This is a genomic window from Pelomonas candidula, assembly GCF_043555985.1.
Lineage (GTDB): Bacteria > Pseudomonadota > Gammaproteobacteria > Burkholderiales > Burkholderiaceae_C > Pelomonas > Pelomonas candidula.
Genome location: NZ_JBIGIC010000007.1, coordinates 266,308 through 289,156 on the forward strand (window position 1 = coordinate 266,308; position 22,849 = coordinate 289,156).

General features: G+C 70.8%; 17 protein-coding genes. 12 read left to right on the forward strand and 5 right to left on the reverse strand.

Annotated elements, in window-relative coordinates; all coding sequences use genetic code 11:
- Positions 1-3 precede the first annotated feature (3 nt).
- The 8 genes from ACG04R_RS15985 to ACG04R_RS16020 all read left to right on the forward strand — a co-directional run bounded on the left by ACG04R_RS15985 (position 4) and on the right by ACG04R_RS16020 (position 10,463).
- A complete protein-coding gene (locus ACG04R_RS15985; protein WP_394412543.1) occupies positions 4-162 on the forward strand; it encodes an alpha-E domain-containing protein in 159 nt (52 codons plus the stop codon).
- Complete coding sequence (locus ACG04R_RS15990) at positions 152-1,096, forward strand: alpha-E domain-containing protein (protein ID WP_394412546.1); 945 nt, start codon at positions 152-154, stop codon at positions 1,094-1,096. Before ACG04R_RS15985 ends, ACG04R_RS15990 begins: the two co-directional genes overlap by 11 nt.
- Positions 1,097-1,813: 717 nt before the next feature.
- Positions 1,814-5,248, forward strand: a complete 3,435-nt coding sequence (locus ACG04R_RS15995) for a transglutaminase family protein (protein WP_394412549.1) — start codon at positions 1,814-1,816, stop codon at positions 5,246-5,248.
- Positions 5,249-5,286: 38 nt separating this feature from the next.
- Entirely contained in the window at positions 5,287-5,568 is a 282-nt protein-coding gene (locus ACG04R_RS16000) for a DUF6290 family protein (RefSeq protein WP_394412552.1), read from the forward strand.
- Positions 5,568-5,852, forward strand: coding sequence for a type II toxin-antitoxin system RelE/ParE family toxin (locus ACG04R_RS16005; RefSeq protein WP_394412555.1), 285 nt, complete (start codon positions 5,568-5,570; stop codon positions 5,850-5,852). Before ACG04R_RS16000 ends, ACG04R_RS16005 begins: the two co-directional genes overlap by 1 nt.
- A gap of 13 nt (positions 5,853-5,865) precedes the next feature.
- Positions 5,866-6,729: an alpha/beta fold hydrolase gene (locus ACG04R_RS16010; RefSeq protein WP_394412558.1), complete on the forward strand. Its 864-nt coding sequence runs from the start codon at positions 5,866-5,868 to the stop codon at positions 6,727-6,729.
- A gap of 82 nt (positions 6,730-6,811) precedes the next feature.
- Entirely contained in the window at positions 6,812-9,469 is a 2,658-nt protein-coding gene (locus ACG04R_RS16015; RefSeq protein ID WP_394412561.1) for a circularly permuted type 2 ATP-grasp protein, read from the forward strand.
- Positions 9,426-10,463, forward strand: a complete 1,038-nt coding sequence (locus ACG04R_RS16020) for a transglutaminase family protein (RefSeq protein WP_394412702.1) — start codon at positions 9,426-9,428, stop codon at positions 10,461-10,463. Before ACG04R_RS16015 ends, ACG04R_RS16020 begins: the two co-directional genes overlap by 44 nt.
- Positions 10,464-10,626: 163 nt before the next feature.
- On the opposite strand, the gene ACG04R_RS16025 is transcribed toward ACG04R_RS16020, so the two are convergent.
- The 3 genes from ACG04R_RS16025 to ACG04R_RS16035 form a co-directional block, all read right to left on the reverse strand.
- Entirely contained in the window at positions 10,627-13,212 is a 2,586-nt protein-coding gene (locus ACG04R_RS16025) for a S8 family peptidase (RefSeq protein WP_394412564.1), read from the reverse strand.
- Between the two features lie 89 nt (positions 13,213-13,301).
- A complete protein-coding gene (locus ACG04R_RS16030; protein ID WP_394412567.1) occupies positions 13,302-15,911 on the reverse strand; it encodes an ATP-binding protein in 2,610 nt (869 codons plus the stop codon).
- A gap of 118 nt (positions 15,912-16,029) precedes the next feature.
- A complete protein-coding gene (locus ACG04R_RS16035) occupies positions 16,030-16,620 on the reverse strand; it encodes a LysE family translocator (RefSeq protein ID WP_394412570.1) in 591 nt (196 codons plus the stop codon).
- 84 nt (positions 16,621-16,704) lie between these two features.
- Between ACG04R_RS16035 and ACG04R_RS16040 the strand changes: the two genes are divergently transcribed.
- Positions 16,705-17,148 (forward strand): Lrp/AsnC family transcriptional regulator, encoded by a 444-nt coding sequence (locus ACG04R_RS16040; RefSeq protein ID WP_394412573.1) that lies wholly within the window; start codon positions 16,705-16,707, stop codon positions 17,146-17,148.
- 207 nt (positions 17,149-17,355) lie between these two features.
- Here ACG04R_RS16040 and ACG04R_RS16045 read toward each other — a convergent pair whose 3' ends face one another.
- Together ACG04R_RS16045 and ACG04R_RS16050 are read right to left on the reverse strand one after the other, a co-directional pair.
- Positions 17,356-18,489, reverse strand: coding sequence for an ABC transporter substrate-binding protein (locus ACG04R_RS16045; protein WP_394412576.1), 1,134 nt, complete (start codon positions 18,487-18,489; stop codon positions 17,356-17,358).
- A 43-nt stretch (positions 18,490-18,532) separates the two neighbouring features.
- A complete protein-coding gene (locus ACG04R_RS16050; RefSeq protein ID WP_394412578.1) occupies positions 18,533-21,262 on the reverse strand; it encodes a sensor domain-containing diguanylate cyclase in 2,730 nt (909 codons plus the stop codon).
- 100 nt (positions 21,263-21,362) lie between these two features.
- On the opposite strand from ACG04R_RS16050, the gene ACG04R_RS16055 reads away from it, so the two are divergent.
- From ACG04R_RS16055 to ACG04R_RS16065, 3 genes are read left to right on the forward strand one after another with little or no spacing between them, the layout of a single operon-like run.
- Positions 21,363-21,908 (forward strand): DinB family protein, encoded by a 546-nt coding sequence (locus tag ACG04R_RS16055; RefSeq protein WP_394412582.1) that lies wholly within the window; start codon positions 21,363-21,365, stop codon positions 21,906-21,908.
- Between the two features lie 13 nt (positions 21,909-21,921).
- Positions 21,922-22,473: a hypothetical protein gene (locus tag ACG04R_RS16060; RefSeq protein ID WP_394412585.1), complete on the forward strand. Its 552-nt coding sequence runs from the start codon at positions 21,922-21,924 to the stop codon at positions 22,471-22,473.
- A 26-nt stretch (positions 22,474-22,499) separates the two neighbouring features.
- A complete protein-coding gene (locus ACG04R_RS16065) occupies positions 22,500-22,790 on the forward strand; it encodes a DUF1330 domain-containing protein (protein WP_394412588.1) in 291 nt (96 codons plus the stop codon).
- Positions 22,791-22,849: the final 59 nt, after the last annotated feature.

The following is a 22,849-nucleotide window of genomic DNA, read 5'->3' on the forward strand; positions in this document are numbered from 1 at the left end:
GAGATGCTTTCAAGAACCGCTGACCACCTCTTCTGGCTGAGCCGCTACATCGAAAGAGCCGTTCAAGCGCGAAGCGCTTGGGGCGAAGCCACAACACGGCGGCGCGCGCCAGCGCGCGCGGGGTTTTCGGCCAACGAGGGGGAGTCGAAGCATGCTGTCTAGGACTGCTGATCATCTGTTTTGGCTGAGCCGCTACATCGAGCGGGCCGAAAACACGGCCCGGATGCTCGACATCGCCTACCAGACGTCGCTGCAGCCGCAGTCCGCCGACGAATCCGAGCAGACCTGGCGCAGCCTGGTGTCCATCTCCGAGCTGAACGGCCTGTACGGTGCCAAGTACTCGACGATCAACGCGCGCAACGTCATGGAGTTCATGGTGGCCGACGAGAGCAACCTCTCGTCCATTTTCAACTGCCTGCGCGCGGCGCGCGAGAACGCCCGGGCCGTGCGCGGCGCGCTGACGACCGAGGTCTGGGAGACGATGAACCAGACCTGGCTGGAGTTCCGCCGGCTACTTCGCGAGGGCGCGCTAACGCGTGACCCGTCGCAGCTGTTCGAGTGGGTCAAGTACCGCTCGCACCTGTCGCGCGGCGTGACGGTCGGCACGATGCTGCAGGACGAGGCCTTCCACTTCATCCGCATCGGCTCCTTCCTGGAGCGGGCCGACAACACGGCGCGGCTGCTGGACGTCAAGTTCTATCGCCAGGAGCAGACGCAGGGTGACGACGACGCCGCACGCGACTTCTACTACTGGTCGGCCGTGCTGCGCTCGGTGTCGGGCTTCGAGATCTACCGCAAGGTCTACAGCAACGTCATCCAGCCCGACAAGGTCGCCGAGCTGCTGATCCTGCGGCCTGACATGCCGCGGTCGCTGTCGCACTGCGTGACGCGCATGCTGGCCAACCTCAAGCGGGTGGCCAACGGCCATTCCGCCGAGACGCTGCGCCGCACCGGCCGGCTGGAAGCCGAGCTGGCCTTCGGCCGCATCGACGAGATCCTGGCAGAGGGGCTGCATCCGTTCCTCGACGGCTTCCTCGCCGAGGTGGCCGACCTGGGCTCGGCGATCAGCCGGGACTTTCTGGTTCCGTCGACCTGAGGTGCTGGCGTTGACCAATCTTTCTGGGCGTCCAAGGGAGAGTTGGTCAGTGGCGAGGCCCGTGCCGGGATTTGCCTTCGGCGAAACCTTCGGTTTTCGCCTTGGCGGGCGACCTACTTTGGCTTCGCCGAAACCTTCGGTTTTCTTGTGCGGACAAGAAAGTAGGCAAAGAAGCCGCCCCTGCAAAACCGCCCCTTCGGGGTTCGCTGCGATGCTCGAAGCCCAGGGCCGCGCCGAACTCACTTCGCTACGCTCCGTTCAAACAAGCGGCGCGAAGTCAGTTCTTGAAGCGCGCTTCGCGCGCGCCCTGGGCTTCTGCGCTTCTCGGCGGTTTAGAAGGGGAACCCCGAGCAGCCAACAGCCAACAGCCAAACCCGAAAGCCGGCTGGCGTTGGCTGTTCGGCATGCCCCCTTTAGCACCGCCGAGGAACGGAAGGTCTTGAGGCCGTGCGCGCAGCGCACTTCAAGAACTGACTTCGCGCGGCTGTCTGAGCGCAGCGTAGCGAAGCGAGTTCCGCGCGAGGCCTCAAGACCTGATTACCGCAGGGAACCCGAAGCGAAGCGCAGGGCGGTGCGGTCGGGGGGAGCTCTTTGCCTACTTTCTGGCGGTCCAGAAAGTAGGTCGCCCGCCGGGGCGAAAACCGAAGGTTTCGCCGAAGGCAAATCCCGGCATGGGCCTGGCCATCAGACAACAGCAGCGAAGTAGCAGACCACATCATGTCCATCCACGTCGCCCTCAAACACGTCACCCGCTACAAGTACGACCGCCCGGTGCAGCTTGGCCCGCAGGTCGTGCGCCTGCGCCCGGCGCCACACTGCCGCACGCCCGTCCTCAGCTATTCGCTGCGGATCGAGCCCGCCAAGCACTTCATCAACTGGCAGCAGGACCCGTTCGCGAACTACCTCGCGCGGCTGGTCTTCCCCGAGAAGACGACCGAGTTCACCGTCACGGTGGACCTCGTCGCCGAGATGGCGGTGTACAACCCGTTCGACTTCTTCCTGGAGCCGCACGCGCAGACCTTCCCTTTCGCCTACGACGAGGCCCAGCAGATTGAGCTGGCGCCTTATCTGCAGGCCGGCCCGGCCACGCCGCTGCTGGCGGCCTACCTGAAGGACATCCCGCGCACCGAGCGCGCGACCATCGACTTCCTCGTCGACCTGAACCAGCGCGTCCAGAACAGCGTCTCCTACCTGATCCGCCTGGAGCCCGGCGTGCAGACGCCCGAGGAGACGCTGCAGAAGGCCTCCGGCTCCTGCCGCGACTCCGGCTGGCTGCTGGTCGAGCTGCTGCGCCACCTGGGCCTGGCGGCGCGTTTCGTGTCGGGCTACCTGATCCAGCTGACGCCCGACGAGAAGGCGCTGGACGGCCCGAGCGGCACCGAGGTCGACTTCACCGACCTGCACGCCTGGTGCGAGGTCTACCTGCCCGGCGCCGGCTGGATCGGCCTGGACCCGACCTCGGGCCTGCTGGCCGGTGAGGGCCACATCCCGCTGGCCGCCACGCCCACGCCCGGCAGCGCCGCGCCCATCAGCGGCGCGGTGGACGAGAGCGAGGTCGAGTTCGGCCACGAGATGGGCGTCACGCGCATCTACGAGTCGCCGCGCGTGACCAAGCCCTACACCGAGGAGCAATGGGCCGAGGTGCTCAAGCTCGGTGAGCAGGTCGACCGCGACCTCGTCGCCGCCGATGTGCGGCTGACGATGGGCGGCGAGCCCACCTTCGTCGCCGTCGACGACCGCGACGCGCCGGAGTGGAACACCGAGGCGCTGGGCCCGACCAAGCGCCTGTACGCGCAGCAGCTCACGCACAAACTGCGCGACGAATACGGCCAGGGCGGCTTCCTGCACTTCGGCCAGGGCAAGTGGTACCCCGGCGAGCAGTTGCCGCGCTGGGCGTTGTCCATCTACTGGCGCGCCGACGGCCAGCCCTGCTGGCGCAACCCCGACTGGTTCGCCGACGAGCGCGAGGGCCACGCCTACACCAGCGAGCACGCCAAGACCTTCATGGGCGCGTTGACCGCGCGCCTGGGCCTGCCGGACACGCATGTGCAGCCCGGCTTCGAGGACACCTGGTACTACCTGTGGCGCGAGCGCCGCCTGCCGGTCAACGTCGACCCGTTCGACTCGCGGCTGGACGACGAGCTGGAGCGCGTGCGCCTGCGCCGCGTGTTCGAGCAGGGGCTCAGCCACGTCGTCGGCTACGTGCTGCCCATCCGCCACGCCGGCGACTCCCCGGCGCTGGCCGGCACGCGCTGGCAGACCGGCCCGTGGTTCTTCCGCGATGAGCGCCTCTACCTCTTTCCCGGCGACTCGCCGATGGGCTGGCGGCTGCCGCTGGACTCGCTGCCCTGGGTCACCAAGGGCGACTATCCCTACCTGATCGAGCAGGACCCGTTCGCGCCGCGCGGCATGCTGCCCGCCGCGGCGGCACTGAAGGCGCAGGTGCGGGGCGTCACGTCCAGCGGGCACTCGTCGGGCCTGCGCGGCGGCGCCGAGGCGGGTCGGGGCTTCGCGCCCGGCGAGTCACCTTGGCCCGCACCGGCCACGGCGTCCGCACCCGCCACCGCGCCCGCCCGCTTCGAGAACGCGCACGGGATCACGCGCACCGCGCTGTGCGTCGAAGCCCGTGACCCGCGGCGAGCCAACGGCCCGGCGGCCGAGGCCAACGGCACGGCCACCGGCGTGCTCTACGTCTTCATGCCGCCGCTGGAGAAGCTGGAGCACTACCTGGAACTGTTGGCGGCGGTGGAAGCCGCCTGCGAGGACACCGGCTTCAAGATCGTGCTGGAAGGCTATCCGCCGCCCCGCGACCCGCGGCTTAAGCTGCTGGCCGTCACGCCCGACCCGGGCGTCATCGAGGTCAACATCCACCCGGCGCACAGCTGGGGCGAGCTGGTCCAGCACACCGAGTTCCTGTACGAGGCGGCGCGCCTCACGCGGCTGTCGACCGAGAAGTTCATGATCGACGGCCGCCACAGCGGCACCGGTGGCGGCAACCACTTCGTGCTGGGCGGCGCCACGCCGGCGGACTCGCCCTTCTTGCGCCGCCCGTCGCTGCTCGCATCGCTGCTGGCCTACTGGCACAACCACCCGTCGCTGAGCTATCTGTTCAGCGGCCTCTTCATCGGCCCGACCAGCCAGGCGCCGCGCGTGGACGAGGCGCGCAACGACCAGTTGCGCGAGCTGGAGATCGCCCTCAACGAGATCCACAAGCTGGGCAACGACGTGCCGCCCTGGCTCATCGACCGCACGCTGCGCAACGTGCTGGTGGACGTGACCGGCAACACGCACCGCAGCGAGTTCTGTATCGACAAGCTCTACTCGCCGGACTCCACCACCGGCCGCCTGGGCCTGCTGGAGCTGCGCGCCTTCGAGATGCCGCCGCATGCGCGCATGAGCATCGTGCAGCAGCTGCTGCTGCGCGCGCTCGTCGCGCGGTTCTGGAGCCGCCCGTATCGCGCGCCGCTGGTGCGCTGGGGCACCGAGCTGCACGATCGCTGGCTGCTGCCGCATTTCGTGCGCGACGACTTCGCCGACGTCATGCAGGACATGGCCCAGGCCGGCTACGCGCTGGACGCGGACTGGTTCGCGCCGCACTTCGAGTTCCGCTTCCCCAAGGTCGGCGAGTTCGCCGCACGCGGCGTCCACGTGACGTTGCGCGGCGCGCTGGAGCCCTGGCACGTGATGGGCGAGGAAGGTTCGGCCGGCGGCACGGTGCGCTACGTGGATTCGTCGCTGGAGCGGCTGGAGGTGCATGTGAGCGGCCTCGTCGACCCGCGCCACCGCATCACCGTCAATGGCCAGCCGCTGCCGCTGCAGCCCACCGGCCGCGTCGGCGAGTTCGTCTGCGGCGTGCGCTATCGCGCCTGGCTGCCGCCGTCGGCGCTGCACCCGACCATCGGCATCCACGCACCGCTGACGCTGGACCTCGTCGACACCTGGCAGCAGAAGTCGCTGGGCGGATGCCGCTATTTCGTCGCCCACCCGGGCGGGCGCAACTACGCGACGCTGCCGGTCAACGCCTACGAGGCCGAGAGCCGCCGCCTCGCGCGCTTCACGGCCATCGGCCACACGCCGGGCCGTGTCGACGTGAAGGAGCCCAAGCGCAGCCTGGAGTTCCCGTTCACGCTGGACCTGCGCAAGCCGGGGTGATGTAGCACAATTGCGCTACTCAACGCAGGAGTAGCGCCATGTCGACAACCACGATCCGCCTCGATGACGACCTCAAGCAGCGGCTCGGCGAGGCGGCTGCACGTGCCGGCAAGACGGCGCACGCCTTCATCCGCGACGCCATCGCCGAGTCCGTTGAGCAAGCGGAGTTCGACGCGGAGATGGACCGCATCTGCGAGGAGCGCTGGGCGGAGTTCCTGAAGACGGGCGAGGCCATTCCGTGGGATGACGTCAAGGCCTACATGAAGGCGACCGCGGCTGGCGAGCAGGCAGAACGTCCCGTGCCAAGAAAGGTCTTCTGATGACCGCGGTCCAGTTCACGCCATTTGCATTGGCTGATCTGGAGCGGATTCGAGATTTCCTGCGAGTGCATGACCCCGACAACATCGTGGAACGAATCGATGAATTGTTGGAGGGCCTCGATGTGCTGACCCATGCCCCCGAGATGGGTCGTCGCACGGGGCGGAGAGCAAGAGAACTGGTGATCGGCCGCGCGGCGCGCGGCTATGTTGTTCGCTACGAGTACATGCCACGCATCGACACTGTTTTCGTGACGCAGGTGCGTCATCAGCGCGAGTCGCGCTAGCGGCCAGACATCCATGCACATCGAAATCCAACCCGGCATCCGCCTCTTCGTCGACATCGAAGGTCTCGGCCTGGTACCGGACGGCCGCACGTTGAAGGAAAAGCCCACCCTCGTGCTCATCCACGGCGGCCCGGGTTTCGACCACACCGCCTTCCGCCCCTTCTTCAGCCGCTTCACGGACCTGTGCCAGGTCGTCTATTTCGACCAGCGCGGCCATGGCCGCAGCGACCCGCGGCCGCTGGACGAGATGCGGCTGGACGTGTTCGCCGACGACGTCGTGCGGCTGTGCGATGCGCTGGGTGTCACCAGGCCCATCGTGCTGGGCCAGAGCTTCGGCGGCTTCGTCGCGCAGCGTTACCTGGCGCGGCACCCGGCGCATCCGCGCAAGGTCGTGCTGTCCAGCACGTCGCACCACTTCGGCCTGGCGCGCAAGGTCGAACGTTTCGGCGCGCTGGGTGGCCCCGATGCCGCCCGGGTCACGCGCGACTTCTGGGAGCGCCCCGGCCCCGACACCTGGGCCGCCTACGAGCAGCATTGCCGCCACCTCTACAACACCCGGCCCAAGAACCCCGACGCGGGCGGCTGGATGCAGTTCAGGCCCGACATCCTGTTCGAGCACACGCGCACCGAGCTGCCGGGCATGGACCTGCGGCCGGGCCTGGCGAACGTGCAGTGCCCCGTGCTCGTCATGGCCGGCGAAATGGACCCCGTCACGCCGCCGCAGGACGCCGAAGAGATCGGCGCCGCCATACCGCCGCAATGGCTCGCCGGGTTCGAGCGCTTCCCCGGCGTCGGCCACGGCCCGTGGCGCGACGACCCCGAGGCCGCCGAGCGCGTGCTGCGTGCCTTCCTGGCGTCGCAGTCCGCCGCCGGCTGAAAGAACGGGCGCTTCCCCGCCGCCGCGAGCGGGCCGTGGCGCGGACATTGCTCGACAATGCCTCTTCACCCCTGACCTGCCCATGCCCGAGCCCACGCCCAGCCAGTGGAGCCTGCTCCCCGACGAGCCGGACGAACCCACGGCGCCTGACCCGCTGGCCCAGGCCGCTTCCGCCGCCCTGCGCAGCCGCGACGGCCACTTCTACGAGCTGACCGGCCAGGTCAACCAGCCCGGCGAGCCGCAGGCCGGCATTGCCGGGCGCTGGCAGCGCTTCTTCGAGGCCGGCGGCGCGGCCGGCTGGCAGGAGCTCTCGGCCAAGGCGCTGCGCGTGCAGCGCCGCGTGCTGGAGGACGGCGCCAGCTACAACGTGCACAGCGACGGCCCGCCGCTGCCGGGCCAGGACGGGCAGGACGGCTCGCCGCTGGCCCGCCACTGGCCGCTGGAACTGCTGCCCATGCTCATCGAGCCGGACGAGTGGCGGGGCATCGAGGCCGGCATCGTGCAGCGCGCACGGCTGCTGGAGGCCGTGATGGCCGACACCTACGGCGAGCGCCGGCTGCTGCGCGAAGGCCTGCTGCCCGCGTCGCTGGTGCTGGCCCACCCGCAGTACCTGCGCGCCATGCACGGCAGCCAGCCGCCCGGCGGCGTGCACCTGCACGTGCTGGCCTTCGACCTGACGCGCTGCGCCGACGGCCACTGGTGGGTCGTGGGCCAGCGCACGCAGGCACCGTCGGGCCTGGGCTATGTGCTGGAGAACCGGCTCATCATTGCCCAGCAGTTCCCCGAGGCCTTCCGGCAGATGGCCGTGCAGCGCCTGGCCGCGAGCTATCGCGACTTCATCCAGACGCTGACCCGGCTGTCCCCGGCCGGCGAACGCAGCCGCGTGGCCCTGCTGACCCCGGGGCCGCGCAACGAGACCTATTTCGAGCAGGCCTTCCTCGCACGCTATCTCGGCATCACGCTGGTCGAGGGCGCCGACCTGACCGTGCGCGCCGACAAGGTGTATCTCAAGACGCTGGCCGGCCTGGAGCGCGTGCACGTGCTGCTGCGCCGCGTCGATGACACCTGGCTGGACCCGCTGGAGCTGCGCCCCGAGTCCATCCTCGGCGTGCCGGGCCTGCTGCAGGCGGCGCGTGCGGGCGAGGTCGTCATCGCCAACGTGCCGGGCGCCGGCTGGCTGGAGAGCCCGGGCCTGACCGCCTTCTGGCCCGCCGTGGCCGAGAGCCTGCTGGGCGAGGAGCTCAAGCTGCCGGCCATCCAGAGCTGGTGGTGCGGCGAGGAGAGTGCCTGGGTCGCGCTGCGCCCGCGGCTGGCGGAGTTCATCGTCGTGCCGACGTTCTCGGCCAGCAGCACGACCGAGCATTTCGCGCCCGTCGTTGCCGCCGAGCTGAACGACGGCGAACTGCACGAGCTGGCCGCCCGCATCGACGCCAATCCCACCGCCTACACGCTGCAGGCGCGCGTCAAGCCCACCAAGCAGCCGGTATGGACACGCGGCGCGCTGGAGCCGCGCGTGGCCGTGCTGCGCGTGTTCGCGCTGTACGGGCATGACAGCGATGGCCAGGGCGGTTGGAAGGTGCTGCCCGGCGGCCTCACACGCGTGGCACCACGCCGCGACCCGCTGGCCGATGCGTGGCTGTCGATCCAGCGTGGGTCGCTGAGCGCCGACACCTGGGTCATGACCGATGGCGAGGTCGACCCCACCACGCTGCTGGCCCAGCCGCTGCAGGCCACCGACCTGCGCGACGTGCACTGGACCGTGACCAGCCGCGCCGCCGAAAACCTGTTCTGGCTGGGCCGCTACACCGAGCGCGCCGAGAACAGCGCGCGGCTGGCCCGCTACGTCATCGAGGCCAGCGTCATGGTGCAGCGTGGCGCCATGCCGCCGCCCATGTTGCCGCTGCTGGACGCGCTGGCGCGCCGGCATGGCCTCGTCGGCCCCGACGCACCGCACGCGCAGGACGACCCGCGCGGCTTCGAGCGCGCGCTGCTGGCCGCGCTGCTGCCGGGCTCCGGCGCCAACAGCGTGGGCTGGAACCTGCGCGCGCTGCAGGGCTGCGGCCAGGCGCTGCGCGAGCGGCTGTCGCCCGAGACCTGGCGCCTCATCCACGAGGCCGCGGCGCATTTCGAGCAGCATCTGCGCGCCGTGCTGGACCGCCCAGGCGCCGTGCCGGTGACCGACGTGCTCAATGTGTTGGCCCGCGCCGATACGCACCTGGCCGCCATCACCGGCGCGCAGACCGACCGCATGACGCGCGACGACGGCTGGCGGCTGCTGTCCATCGGCCGGCAGATCGAGCGCCTGTCCTTCCACGCCGAGGTGCTGGCCGAGACCTTTGCCCAGGACCTGGCGCTGACCGAGGACGGCTTCGCGCTGCTGCTGGGCGTGTTCGACTCGACCATCACCTACCGCGCGCAGTTCCAGGCGCGCCGCGAGGCGCCGCCGCTGCTGCACCTGCTGGTGCACAACACCGACAACCCACGGTCGCTGGCCTGGGTGGCGCGCACGATGCGCGAGCGCTTCGCCAAGCTCGCCCGGCACGATCCCGGCTGGGCGGCCGACATCACCGCCGAGCTGCCGGTGCCTGAGGCCTGGCCGCTGGCCGAGCTGGCCGCGTCGGGGCCCGTCCTCGTCGACCGCCTGCGCCGCGCCGCAGCGCAGGCCGCCGAGCTGTCCAGCCTCATCAGCCAGCGCTATTTCGCGCACGTCATCGGCGCCGAGCAACGCGTATGGCAATGAGCGCCGCACGGCCGCCCGAAGGCGCTCGCTCCCGCCTGGCGGGACAGCGCGCAGCGCGAAGGGTGCATCCATGAAGCTTTCGGTCCATCACGTCACCGAGTACACCTACGACGACTCGGTGGAGTGGGCGCACCACGCGGCCTGCCTGGCGCCGCAGGACACACCGTGGCAGCACGTCAGCGGCTGGCGGCTCACCATCGACCCACTGCCCGACGGCTGGGGCGTGGAAGGGCTGGAGCTGGACGCTGCCGAACTGGCCCGCCACCTGCGCCGCGACCCCTGGGGCAACCGCCACCTGAGCTTCGGACACGCGCGCGTGCACGAGAAGCTGGTCGTCGACAGCCGCTTCGTCGCCGAGCTGCAGGAGCGCCCGGCGCCCGACCCCGACCGCGGCCCCGCCTGGGAGACCGTGGCCCATGGCCTTTGCTACCGCGCCGGTCGTGCGCTGGAGGAAGCCGACGAGTTCGCGCTCGCCTCCACCTACGCCGCGCCGGACGACACGCTGGCCGCCTACGCGCGCCGCGCCTTCCCGCCCGGCCGCAGGCTGGCCGCTGGCGGGCTGGCGCTGATGACCCAGATCCACACCGACCTGCGCTATCTGCCGCAGAGCACGACGGTCGCCACGCGTGCGGCCGACGCGCTCGCGCAGCGCAGTGGCGTGTGCCAGGACTTCGCCCACGTCTTCATCGCCGCCTGCCGCTCGCTGGGGCTGGCCGCGCGCTATGTGTCGGGCTACCTGCTGACGCGCCCGCCGCCGGGCCAGCCCAAGCTGGTCGGTGCCGATGCCTCGCACGCCTGGGCCGAGATCTGGTGCCCCGAGCAGGGCTGGCTGGCGCTGGACCCGACCAACGACGTGCCCGCGGGCCTGGACCACGTCACGCTGGCTTGGGGGCGCGACTACGCCGACGTGGCGCCGCTGCGCGGCGTGCTGCGCGGCGGGGGTGTGGCGACGCTGAAGGTGGGGGTGACGGTGGAGCCCATCCCGGAGGCTTGACGGATGAACGCGCGGCGACGCCTTTGCAGTCGTCGGCATCGTTCTCGTCCGTGCCTCATGGGCTTTCGAGCAAGCGAGCCATGCGCAGATGAACGCTGCCGAGACGAATTGGCGTTGACGGTTCAGGGCAGTCGCAGTGCTGCGAGTGCTTGCCCTGTTGGTGTCAGCGGCGCTCGCCTGTGGACTTGCCCGGCATGGGCTGAAGGGGCTGCTGGCGCTTCGCGGCGGGCCTGAGCAGGCACGCTGACAGCACCAGCCCCAGCAGCCACATCACCGACATCGCGCCGCCGCCACCGCCGCTGCTGGAGCTGCTGGTCGAGCCCGTCGCCGAGCTGCCGGCCGTGGTCACCGTGATCGTCTGCGTCTTGGTGGCCTGCGCCCCCGCGCTGTCGGTCAGCTGCAGCTGCACGGTGAACGTGCCGGCCGCGCTGGTCGTCACGGTGGCCGTGCTGCCCGTCGTGCTGCCGCTGAAGGCGGCGATGCTGCTGCCGCTGGTGAGGCTCCACTGGTAGCCGGTCAGCGTGCGGCCGGCCGGGGCGCTGGAGCCGGTGCTGTCCAGCGTCACGTTGTTGCCGGCCGCGACCGTCGTCGCGGACGGGCTGATGCTGGCGGTCGGCGCCAGCGGCGTCACGGTGACGGTGCTGGTGGCGCTGCCGGTCTGGCCCAGCGAGTCGGTCACCGTCAGCGTCACGGTGAACGTGCCGCTGCCGCTGCCCAGCGTGGACACGGTGGCCGCACTGGTGTTGGTGGCGGTCGTGAACGTGGCGAGGTTGCTCGGGCTGCCGCTGGTGGGCGTGACGGTCCACTGGTAGCTGGCGATGCTGAAGCCGGTGGCGGCCTTGCTGCTGCTGCCATCGAAGCTGACCGCCGTGCCCGCAGCCACGGCGCTGGCCGACGCGACGATGCCCACCGTCGGCGCGGCCGGCGCGGTGACGGTGATGACCTGCGTCTTGCTGGCCTGCGTGCCGGCGCTGTCGGTGACGGTGAGTTGCACGGTCACGCTGCCGATGCCGGTGGTCTTCAGGCTGGCCGTGGCCGTGTTGGTGGCGCCGCTGAAACTGGCGAAGCTCGCGCCGCTGGTGATGCTCCACGCGTAGCCGGTGACGGTGCGCGTGCCGGCCGCCACCGATGCGCTGCCGTCCAGCGTGACCGTCGTGCCGGCGGCCACCGTCGTCGCGCTGGCGCTGATGCTGGCGGTGGGCGTGGCGCCGGCGGCCGCAGCGGCCACGGCGGCGCCCACGTCCAGCATGCCGGCGCCGCAGGTGGAGGTGGTGCAGTAGCACTCGTCCTGCGCGGTGCTGGTGGGTGCCTTGCAGACGGGCGTGCTGCTGCCCGAGGGCTGGGTGGGGAAGCTGCGGGCGCTCGACTGCAGCAGCGACTTGATCGTCGCCGGCTTCAACGACGGGTTGACCGACAGCATCAGCGCCGCCGCGCCCGCCACCATGGGCGTCGCGAAGCTGGTGCCGACCGAGTAGTTGGTGCCGTTGCTGTAGGTGTAGCCGGCGGCCGTGGTGTTGGCCGTCGTCGTGCCGCTGTCGGTGGCGGTCAGGATGGGGTAGAGGCAGCTGCCCGTCGAGTTGACGCAGTTGCCGCCCGGCGCCGCGATGGCGACCTCCGGGCCGATGCTGGAGAAGCCGACCTTGGTGCCGATGTGGCGCAGGCCGGCCACGGCGATGACGTTGCTGCAGTTGGCGGGCACGCCCACGGCCAGGCCCTCATCGTTGCCGGCGGCCGCGACGACGGTGACGCCGGCCGCGACGAGCTGGTTGATGGCGTCCTGGTAGGCCGTCGTGCAGCTGCCGCTGCCGCCCAGGCTCAGGTTGATGACCTTGGCCGGGTTGGGGTTGGCGTAGGGCACGCTGCTCACGCCGCCGGCCCACAGCATGCCGGCGATGATGTCCGAGTCGGTGCCGCCGCACTTGCCAAGCACGCGCACCGGCAGGACCTTCACGTCGTAGCCCACCGACGCGATGCCGACGCCGTTGTTGGTCTGCGCGCCGATGATGCTGGACGTCTGCGTGCCGTGCCAGCTGCTGCTGGTGGCCGCGCCGCCGTCGCCGCACTGGTTGGCGGTCGTGTAGTCGCCGGGGTCGGTGGGGTCGGTGTCGCGGCCACCGCCATCGCCCGCGGTGGTGGTGGAGCTGACGAAGTCGTAGCCGGCCAGCAGCTTGTTGGCCAGGTCGGGGTGGGCCGGCAGCACGCCGGTGTCGACGTCGGCCACGACGACGCTGCTGGAGCCGGTCGTGATGTTCCAGGCCCCGACGGCGTTGATGGCGGCCACCAGCGTCGAGTCGGCCGGCTGCAGGTACCACTGGCCGGCCGCCAGCGCGGCGCTGGCGCTGGCAGGCAGCAGCGGGTCGTTGGGCAGGGCCAGCGCGTGGCGGCGCTCGTCGGGCACGGCGTATTCGACGTCGGCGTCCTGCGCCAGCCTGGCGGCCAGCGCGGCGGAGGTGATGCTCTTGTCGCCCCAGATGACCTGGCTGCGCGCGTCGATCATGCGGCCGTCGCGCAGGCTCAGGGCCAGCCGGCCGCCCATCGTGGTGGCGTGCTGCGGGCCGCGGTCGCCGCGCTCGCGGGCGGCGCGCATGAGCGGGCCCAGCGCCTTGAACTTGACGATGACGCGGGCGCCGTCGGCGTCGTTGGTTGCGGCGTGTGCGGGCAGGGCGCCCAGCACCAGCGACAGCAGCGCGATGGCGGCGATCAGCGCGAGCAGGACGGGGACGAAGGAGCTGGGGTTGAAGCGGCGCACGCGAGACTCCGGGGCGAGATTTCGGCGATGCTCGGGCAGTCTCGTAAATTCCTTGCTACCGCTTTGTGTCGGCGCCGATACAAGACGTTTCAGTGACGGCTTGCGGTCAGCAACGCGGCCACGCGCGCACCCAGCTGCTCGACGATGAACTCCTTGCTCATCAGGCCCACGCCGGCGAGTTCGGCGCTGGCGCTTCGCAGCGCCGCGGTCACCTGGCCGGTGACGATGAGGACGGGCAGGTCGGGGTGGCGCTGGCGCAGCGCGCGGGCGACGTCCAGGCCGGACATGCGCGGCATGTCGTAGTCGGTCAGCACGAGGTCGATGCCGCCGGCAGCGGCGTCGACGGCGGCCAGCGCGGAGGCCGGGTCGGCGTGGGACTCGACGCGGTAGCCCAGGCGCGTCAGCAGCGCCTCGACGGTCAGGCGCAGCACCTCGTCGTCGTCGAGGTAGACGATGCGTTCGCCCCGGCCTGGCAGCGTCGGTGGCGCGGGCTCGTCGGCGGGGCCCTCGGCAGCCGTCGCGACCGTGGGGAGCCAGATCTCGAAGATGCTGCCATGGCCCGGCACCGAGCTGAGCTCGATGCGCCCGCCGTGGCCCGTGACGATGCCGTGCACCATGGCCAGGCCCAGCCCCGTGCCCTGGGCGGCGACCTTGGTCGTGAAGAAGGGTTCGAAGATGCGCTCGCGCAGCGCCGCGTCCATGCCGGTGCCGTCGTCTCGCACGCTCAGCACGGCCCAGTGGCGGCCCTCGCGCAATCGTGCGTCCAGCGTGATGTCGATGCGCCCGCGATGGCCAGGCATGGCCTGCCAGGCGTTGTTGCAGAGGTTGAGCAGCACCTGCTGGATCTGCGTCGGCTCGGTGACGACGTGCAGGGGCTCGGCCGCGAGGTCGGCCTCCAGCTTCACCTCCACCGGCAGGCTCAGGCGCAGCAGGGCCAGCGCCTCTTCCACCAGCGGCTGCAGCGGCTGCGCCCAGCGGCCCTCCGCCGACGGGCGGCCGAAGGTGAGCAGCTGCTGCACCAGCGAACGCGCGCGCAGCCCGGCCTGGCGGATGCGCTCCAGGTGCGGCCGCGCGGGGTGATGGGCGTCGAGGTCTGCGTCCACGAGCGCTGCGCCGCCCAGCACGATGGCGAGCACGTTGTTGAAGTCGTGCGCGATGCCTCCCACCAGCGTGCCCAGCGCCTGCATCTTCTGCGCGCGGCGCAGCTGCTCCTCCAGGCCTTGGCGTTCGGCGGCGGCGTTCAGACTGGGCGTCAGGTCGCGCACGATGACGCTGGCCAGCGGGTTGCCGTCGCTGTCCTGGTAGGCCATGGAGCTGATCTCGGCCTCGAAGAAGCTGCCATCGGCGCGCCGCATGCGGACCTGGCCGCGGGTGCGACCGGTGGCCTGGCGCTCGGCCATCAGCGGGGCCAGGCGCGGGTCGGCGGGGTCGATGATGTCGTCGCGCGTGGCGGCCAGCAGCTGCGCCTCGCTGCGGCCGAACAACTCGCAGGCCGCGCGGTTGGCGGCGACGACGCCGCCGCCCGGCCGCGTGTTGAGCATGGCGTCCAGGCTGTGCTCGAACAGCAGGCGCAGCCGCGCCTCGCTGCGCGCGAGCTGGGCGGCCTCGGCCTCCAGCTGCGCCAGGCCTTCGCGCACGCGCACCTCGGCCTGCTGGCGGCCACGGGCCAGGCCGGCCGTCAGCAGCGCCAGCGATGCAGCGCAGACCAGGCCCGCCGCGAGCAGTTGCAGCGTGCCGTCGTTGACGTCGTCCCACGGGCCCGCTGGCGGCGGTGCCACCTCGACGAGCCAGCGCCGGTCGGCCATCGGCAGCTCGAAGCGCAGCGCGTCGGCCGGCACGGCAGCGCCGGGCTCGTTGTCGTAGACCAGCGGCGCCTGCGGGGGCGCGGTGGGGTCGGTCACGCGGACGCGGGCGGGCGTGCCGCCGGAGGCAGCCAGGTCCGGCGGCAGCGCACCGCGCACGAGCTCGGCACTGCGCAGCGCGATGCCGACGACGCCGGTGGCCGCTGAGCGGCGCTCGTCGGCCGTGGCGGGCAGGTGGTCGCCGCGGTAGGTGGCGGCGCGCACGACGATGCTGGTCAGCTCCGGATGGTTGGGGCGGTGGCGGTCGCGGGCCAGCAGCAGCGGCGGCGTGGCGACGAGGCCGCCATCGGCGATGGCGCGCTCGACCGGCTGGCGGTAGCTCTGCGCCGGGTCGTAGAGGTCGTAGCCGTCGTTGGCCGGGTCGGTCGGCAGTTGGTGGCGCAGCAGCATGTACTCTGGCCGGTCGCCGGGCGGCTGCACGGCGAAGCTGGGGTGGCCGGCGGGATCGGTGCTGCGGTCGGCGCGCACGCGCTCGACGTAGGCGGCACGCCCGGCCAGCGGCACGCGCTCGGCGATGAAGCTCAGCGTCAGGCCGGGGAAGCGCCGGGACTCCAGCACGCTGTCGACGTAGCGCTCGAACTGGGCATCGTCCAGCGGCGTCGGCCCGCTGGCGGCCAGGCGCAGCCCGGGCAGGATGTCGAGGTGGCTGCGCACGACGCTGGCCAGCGAGATCCGCAGGGACTCGACGCTGCGCTCGAACAGCGCGCGGCGCTCGGCCGCGTTCTGCTGGACGGACCACGCGGCGAGCGCCAGCGTCAATGCGACGGTGGCGGCGAACAACAGCCACGGCAGGGCACGGCGTGCGAGGGGCTCGGCGCGTGCAGCGGGCTCGGGCATGGGGCGTCTCCCTGATCGGCAGACCCTGCCTTCGGGCTAACGCCTCGTTTTGCCGGCAGGGCGCGAGGATGATAGAGCGGCCCGCCGCCGCTCCCAATCCGACCGTTGCGCGCCGGCTTCAGCCGCGCAGCAGCGGCAGTACGGAGACCACCATCAGCGCCGCCGCGCCCCAGTTGAACGCCTGCAGCGCGCGCGGGCGGTGCAGCCAGCGGCGCATCCCCTCGCCCAGCAGCGCCCAGGAGCCGCAGCAGGGCAGGTTGACGAGCACGAAGACTGCCGTCACGGCGGCGGTGCCCAGGTCGCCATAGGCCGTCACCGCCGTCAGCGCCATGGCCCAGGCCTTGGGGTTGACGAACTGGAACAGCGCCGCCGCGCCCAGCCCCATCGGCCGGCCTTTGCTGGGCTCACCGGCCGAGGTTGGCGGTGCCGCCGTGGCGACTTTCCAGGCCAGCCACAGCAGGTACGCGAGGCTGGCCCACTTCAGCCCGTCGTGCAGGCCGGGAAAGCGCTCGAACACCTCGCCCAGCCCCAGGCCGACCAGTGCCAGCATGACGCCGAAGCCCAGGCTGATGCCCAGCAGGTGGGGCAGGCTGCGCCGCCAGCCGAAGTGGGTGCCCGAAGCCAGCAGCATCAGGTTGTTGGGGCCGGGCGTGATGGAGGTGACGAAGGCGAAGCCGACGAGGGCGATCAGGGGGGCGCTGGTTTCCATGGCGCGCAACTCTAGGCAGGTCGGTGCCGAATGGGCTTGCGTTCGGTGCGGCTGAAGGCGGGCTTTGTGCAATCATCTGCGGCCATGGACGCCATCGACGAGAGGATATTGCGCGAGTTGGTCAGGGATGGCCGCGTGACCAACGCCGAGCTGGCTCAGCGCATCGCGCTCAGTCCGTCGGCCTGCCTGCGCCGTGTGCAGGAGCTGGAGCGGCTGGGCGTCGTCAAGGGCTACCGCGCCGTGCTGGACCCGGCGCGCCTGGGCGTGGGTTTCGTCGCCTACGTGGCCATCGGCCTGTCGCGCCACACGCTGGACGAGCAACTGGGCTTCGAGCAGGCGATGCGCGACTGCCCCGTTGTGCGCGAATGCCACAACGTGACCGGCGCCTTCGAGTACCTGCTGCGCGTGGAGGTGGCCGACCTGCCGGCCTACAAGCGCTTCCATGCCGACGTGCTGGGCGGGTTGCCGCAGGTCAGCATGATCACGAGCTACATCGTGATGGAGTCACCCAAAGATGACCGCGGCTGAAGGTGTTTGCGGGCCGAGCGCCGGGCCGCTCCCAAGCCGGCCCGCCTGAGGCGATGTGCTTGCCGGTCGATCCGGCAAGCATCGCCGTCCCCTTGGGGGCTGAGGCCGGACACATTGAGCCCAGTGGGCTCGATGTACCTGCCGCAGCGCGGTCTGCAAGGCCGACTGGGCTCGCCCGCGTTCAGCGCAGCGAGACCGGGCGAGGGGTCAACGTTTTACTTTTCCGTCGCCCGTCAGCATCGACAGCTCGACGAAGCTGGAGCCGGTGTGTTTGCTGGCCGAGAAACTCAGCCGGTAGCCCCGAGACTCGTAGCCGGACAGCGTTTCCAGCGCGCCGATCAACGCCTCGCGGTTGAGCTTGCCGCCCAGGCGTCGCAGGCCGTCGACGATGACGCGGGCGGCGACATAGCCCTCCATGCTGGTGTAGTTGGGTTCGGCCTTGGGGTCGAGCTTGTGCAGCGCCAGCTGGTAGTCGTTGACGAGGCCCACGGCCGTACCAAAGGGCGAGGGCATGACCTGCGAGACGACGATGCCGGCGGCGTCCTTGCCGAGTTCGTCGGCCAGCGCCTGCGTGCCAACGAAGGACACGTTGTAGAACTGGCCGAAGTAGCCTGCCTTGCGCGCCTCGCGGATGAAGGCGGCGCAGCTCTTGTACGCGCTGATCTGCACGATGGCTTCTGCCTGTGCCGGCACCAGCGTCTTCAGCGCGGCGGCAACGTCCACGCTGTTTCGCTCGACGGTGGCGACGGCCACCGGCTGCAGGCCGCGCTTTTCCAGCGCGCGCTGCACGCCCTTCAGGCCGGCCTGACCGTAGGCGTCGTTCTGGTGGAAGACGGCGATCTTCTTCAGGTCCAGCTGCGTGAGCTGCTTGACGATGAGTTCGGTCTCGTCGTAGTAGGACGCGCGGATGTGGAAGACCAGCTTGTTGAACGGGTCGCGCAGCGACTCGGCGCCGGTGAACGGGGCGATGAAGGGGATCTTCGCGGCGTTGACCAGCGGCAACGCCGCCACCGACGTCGGCGTGCCGACATAGCCGAACAGTGCGAACACGTCCTCCTGGATGAATTTCTCGGTATTGGCCTTGCAGCGTGCCGGGTCGTAGCCATCGTCCAGCGTCTTCAGCACGATGGGCATGCCGCCCACGCCGCCGGCGGCGTTGACCGCGTCGAAGTAGGCCTTGGCCCCCAGCTGCATCTGGATGCCGAGCTGGGCGGCCGGGCCGGTCAGCGGCGCCGACTGGCCCAGCACGATGGCGCGGCGGTCCTGCGCACGTGCTGCCAGGGCTGCCGGCAGGCTCAGGCCGGCGAGTGCGAGCTGGTTGAATCGTCTTCTTGTCTGCATGCCCGATGATCGCCCGGATTGGCGTTTACCCGTGTGAACTAAGTCAGCCTCGGCGTGTAGTCGTGCGCATGCGCCCCGCGCGTTTGTTAGCAAACATTTCCTCGTCGGCGTGGCGCATCAGCTCGTCGGGGGTGCGGCCGTCCACCGGGTAGTGGGCCAGTCCCAGGCTGCTACCCACGGCGACCTGCGCGCCGCTGGCCAGCGTGATGGGCTGGGACAGCGCGTCCAGCAGTCGGTTCAGCACCGGCTCGGCCTCGGCCGGCGCCGGCGTGGGCGACAGCAGCACGACGAACTCGTCGCCGCCCAGCCGCGCCACGGTGTCGCTGGCCCTCAGGCCGGCCTGCAGCCGCGCGGAGACAGCCTTCAGCACCTCGTCACCCGCATCGTGGCCGTGGTTGTCGTTGACCTGCTTGAAGCCGTTCAGGTCCAGGTAGGCCAGCGCGAAGACATGGCCGTTGCGCTCCGCGCTGTGAATGGCCTGCTTGAGGCGGTCGGCCAGCAGCATGCGGTTGGGCAGGCCGGTCAGTGCGTCGTGCAGCGCCGCCTGCTCCAGCCGCGCCTCATGGGCCTTCTGCTGGGTGATGTCGACCATCATCCACATCGATTCGCCCTCTCGATCCCCGGATGCAGCGGGCAGCTCGATCCCACCGATGTCCACCCAGATCAGGGTGCCGTCTTTGCGGCGCATCTGCTGCTGCGTGCGAAAGCGCCCGCCGGCGCGCATCTGCGGGTAGGCCAGGGCACCGAGCGTCTCGTAGGCGGCGGCGTCCAGGTAGAGCTGGCGCACCGGCACGCCCAGCAACTCGCCCTCCGCGAAGCCGAACATGCGCTCCAGCGCGTGGTTGCGCCAGCTGATGCGGCGGTCGCGCAGCTTGGCGATGCCGATGAGGTCGCTCTCCAGCATGGCCTCCTGGTCCAGCGTGAGCTGGTGCAGCTGCTGGCGGATGCGGTGGGTCTCGCTGATGTCGAACATCACCGAGCGGCTGCGCAGGTAGCTGCCGTCGGCGGCGTAGATGGCGGTGGCCGACAGGCTGACGCGGCGCGCCTCGCCGTGTCGGCCCTTCATGTCGAACTCCAGCGCCGACACGCGGCCCTCGCGCTTGAAGCGCGGGAAGGCGTCATCGAACAGTGTCTGGCTCTCGGGGCTGAAGAAGTCGCGCGGGCTGGCGCGGGCTATCAGCTCGTCGGCCGTGCAGCCCAGCCACTTCAGGCCCAGCGCGTTGATCTGCAGGAAGCGGCCATGGCTGTCGAGCGCGTAGTAGGCGCAGGGCGCGTTGTCGTAGAGGTCCTGCAGGCTCTGGCGCGCCTCGTCGGCCTGGGCCTGCAGCGCCTTGCGGGCGGTGATGTCGGACTCGATGATCATGAATCCGGTCAGTCCGCCGCCGCCGTCGTGCAGCGGCTGGATTTCGACCTCGGCCCAGTAGTCACGGCCGTCCTTGGCGCGCTTGAGCAGCTCGGCGTGGGCGCCCATGCCCACGCTCATGGCCTGGCGCAGGCCTTCCACGGTGTCGGCATGGGTCAGCTCGGAATGCAGCAGCTCGCTGGGCAGCTGGCCCAAGGCCTCGGCCGACGCGTAGCCGCAGATGCGCGTGAAGCCTTCGTTGACCCAGGTGATGCGGAGCTCGGGGTCGGTGATCATGACCGCGTTGGTCGTGTGGCTGGCCACCATGGCCAGCCGGGCCAGGTCGGCCGTCATGCCGCGTGCCATCCGCTCGGCGCGGGAGCGTCCGGCGGCCAGCAGGTAGACGGTCGCGGCCAGCAGCAGGCTCAGCAGCGCACCGCCCAGCTCCAGCCCGGCGCCGGACAGGCCCAGCAGGCGCACGGTCGCGTCGTGTGTCAGCGCGGCGTCGAGGCGGAACTCCCGGCCGGAGACCGTGAAGTGGCTGGTCTCCACCGTCTGCGCGTCCTCCAGCGTGTCATCGGCCATCTCCTGTGGCGTCAGCGTCTTGCCCCGGCGCGTGGCCAGCAGTGGCAGGAAATCGCTGTCCGGCATGCGCACCGACAGCTTCAGGTCCAGCAGCGACGAGGCCGGCTCGGCCACGCCGCGCAGCAGGTCGTTGACCACCAGGGGCGCGTACAGCAGGCCTTGCAGCGACGCGCGCCGCAGCGTCGGCGAGCCGGGGTCCTGCCCCTGACGGTAGACGGGCAGGAACAGCAGGAGGCCGGGGCCTTTCAGCGGGTCCTGCACCAGGCGCGTGGCGCTGGACAGCGTGGGCTCGCCGCTGTCGATGGCCTGCTCGATGGCCTCGCGGCCGATCGGGTTCGCGCCCGAGTCGATGCCCCAGGCCGAGAAGTTGTGCGAGAACGGCGAGATCTGCGTGACGACGTACAGCGTCGGGTCCTGGCCCGAGCCGTGCACGCGGAATTCGGTCGTGCCCTCGCGTTGGTGGGCGGCGACGAAGGCGTCGAGGTCGGTGCGTGCCACCCGCTCGATGAAGCCGAAGCCGCGCACGCCGGGGAACTCCTGGGCCAGGTCGCGCGACTCGACGTAGGCATCGAAGGCCTCTCGGCCGAACCGGCCCGGCAGCGCCGCCATGGCACCGCGCGCGCCTCGAAGGCCGTAGACCGGGGTTGTCAGCCGCTTGACGACGTCGTCCTGCAGGCGCTCCATCTGGTGCTGCTGCTGCACGTGCGCCTCAGTGCTGGCCTGGCGCTGCTGCCAGAGTACCGCGCCCGCCGTCAGCGCCAGACCGATGGACAACACCGCTGCCGCCGCCACCCAGGCCGCGGGGCTGGCCATCTCGGGCCCGGTATAGGCGTCTCCGATGCGCAAGGGCGTTCTCTTGTCGTCGACGAGGAATAGCCGGGCCATTGAAGCATGTCCGGGCGGCCGCGTCAGCCCCTGGCGGCCGTGGCCGCGCACAATCGCCGGCATGACGTTGCTTCTGACCCAGGCTCGCGCCAACCGCCTGGCCAACCGCCGCCTGCTGGGCGCCGTCGCCACGCTGCCCGACAGCGAGTTCCACGCGCCGCGCACCAGCGTCTTCCCCAGCCTGGCGCTGACGCTGAACCACATCCTCAATGTGGATCACTACTACCTCGCCGCGCTGCGCGGCGACGCGGCCATGCGCCACGTCTGGGCCGGTTATGTGCCGGCGCGGACTGCGGGCGAGCTGGCCGCGCGGCAGGACGAGAGCGACGCGCAACTGATCGCGTTCTGCGAGAGCCTGCGGCCGGGAGACGAGGGGCGCATCGTGGCCTTCGACCGCGGTGCCGGCATCGAGAACGGCCCGCGCGAGCCGGCCTGGCGCGTGCTGGCGCACCTGTTCATGCATCAGACCCATCACCGCGGCCAGGCGCATGCGATGCTGGCCGGCACGGCCGTGAAGCCGCCGCAGCTGGACGACTTCCTCCTGCTGGGAGACAAGGTGCATCGCGTCGACGACATGGCGGCCTTAGGATGGACCGAACCGGTGTAGCTGGAGGCTCATCATGCAGAAAGTCGAACTGGTCAGCATGAAGTCTGGCGTGCAGAAGGTGGGTTGCACGCGCGCGTTGCAGGCGTCCTGCCAGCTCGGCCTGGCAGCGGCCCAGGCCAGGACGGACGCGCTGCTGGAACGCAAACACCCGACCGTCGGCGTGACGTCGGCGCCGGCGGCGCGACGGCTCATCCTCCAACTCGCAGCGCTGGGCGTCGTCGCGCGTTTTGCCGAGGACGCGAACTATTCGCCGCAGGCGCGGCTCGACGAGGTGCTCGCGCAGCTGGCGCCGCTGCTGCCGCCCTCGACGGTCGCCACCGCCCGGTCGCTGTCCGGCCACGGCGAATGGGAGCTGGCGCTCTCGCATTGCATGGCCGGCCTCGGCACGGAGGCGCCGCCGGCCGAGACTGAACGCCTGCTGTCGGACGTGCTGGTCGAGTTCGGCCTCGCGCTGCCCGACGACGCCTGGGCCGCGGAGATCGAGCGGCATCTGGCCGCCGCCGATCGCGGCGAGGCGCCGGCCCCAGCGGCCGGCGACGTGTTCGGCAGGCGTGCGGCGCGCTGACCCGGCTGGCAGCAGCGGAGGAAGACATGGCTGTCTACGTCATCAACAACATGAACATCCATGACGCCGGCGAGTACAAGACGTACGTCCGGGCCTTCATGCCGACGCTCGAAGGCTTTGGCGGCAAGGTGCTTGCCGTGCAGAACGCGCCTGAACCCGTCGAGGGCCGGTGGCCTTACGACCGGATCGTGCTGCTCGAATTTCCTAGCCACGAGCTGGCCCGGCAGTGGGTCGACTCGCCGGCGTACCAGGCCATCGCCGGCCATCGCCGGGCCGGGGTCGACAGCAACGTCGTCATGCTCGACGGGCTGTCCTGAAGCGGTCGCGCAGGCTCAGAGATCCGCCACGCCCTTTACGCGCACCGGTATCGCCAGGG

Bases quoted from the DNA above. Each gene is read 5' to 3' on its own strand.
- ACG04R_RS15985 (WP_394412543.1), top strand. From the start codon at position 4: ATGCTTTCAAGAACCGCTGACCACCTCTTCTGGCTGAGCCGCTACATC.
- ACG04R_RS15990 (WP_394412546.1), top strand. From the start codon at position 152: ATGCTGTCTAGGACTGCTGATCATCTGTTTTGGCTGAGCCGCTACATC.
- ACG04R_RS15995 (WP_394412549.1), top strand. From the start codon at position 1,814: ATGTCCATCCACGTCGCCCTCAAACACGTCACCCGCTACAAGTACGAC.
- ACG04R_RS16000 (WP_394412552.1), top strand. From the start codon at position 5,287: ATGTCGACAACCACGATCCGCCTCGATGACGACCTCAAGCAGCGGCTC.
- ACG04R_RS16005 (WP_394412555.1), top strand. From the start codon at position 5,568: ATGACCGCGGTCCAGTTCACGCCATTTGCATTGGCTGATCTGGAGCGG.
- ACG04R_RS16010 (WP_394412558.1), top strand. From the start codon at position 5,866: ATGCACATCGAAATCCAACCCGGCATCCGCCTCTTCGTCGACATCGAA.
- ACG04R_RS16015 (WP_394412561.1), top strand. From the start codon at position 6,812: ATGCCCGAGCCCACGCCCAGCCAGTGGAGCCTGCTCCCCGACGAGCCG.
- ACG04R_RS16030 (WP_394412567.1), bottom strand. From the start codon at position 15,911: ATGCCCGAGCCCGCTGCACGCGCCGAGCCCCTCGCACGCCGTGCCCTG.
- ACG04R_RS16035 (WP_394412570.1), bottom strand. From the start codon at position 16,620: ATGGAAACCAGCGCCCCCCTGATCGCCCTCGTCGGCTTCGCCTTCGTC.
- ACG04R_RS16040 (WP_394412573.1), top strand. From the start codon at position 16,705: ATGGACGCCATCGACGAGAGGATATTGCGCGAGTTGGTCAGGGATGGC.
- ACG04R_RS16045 (WP_394412576.1), bottom strand. From the start codon at position 18,489: ATGCAGACAAGAAGACGATTCAACCAGCTCGCACTCGCCGGCCTGAGC.
- ACG04R_RS16055 (WP_394412582.1), top strand. From the start codon at position 21,363: ATGACGTTGCTTCTGACCCAGGCTCGCGCCAACCGCCTGGCCAACCGC.
- ACG04R_RS16060 (WP_394412585.1), top strand. From the start codon at position 21,922: ATGCAGAAAGTCGAACTGGTCAGCATGAAGTCTGGCGTGCAGAAGGTG.
- ACG04R_RS16065 (WP_394412588.1), top strand. From the start codon at position 22,500: ATGGCTGTCTACGTCATCAACAACATGAACATCCATGACGCCGGCGAG.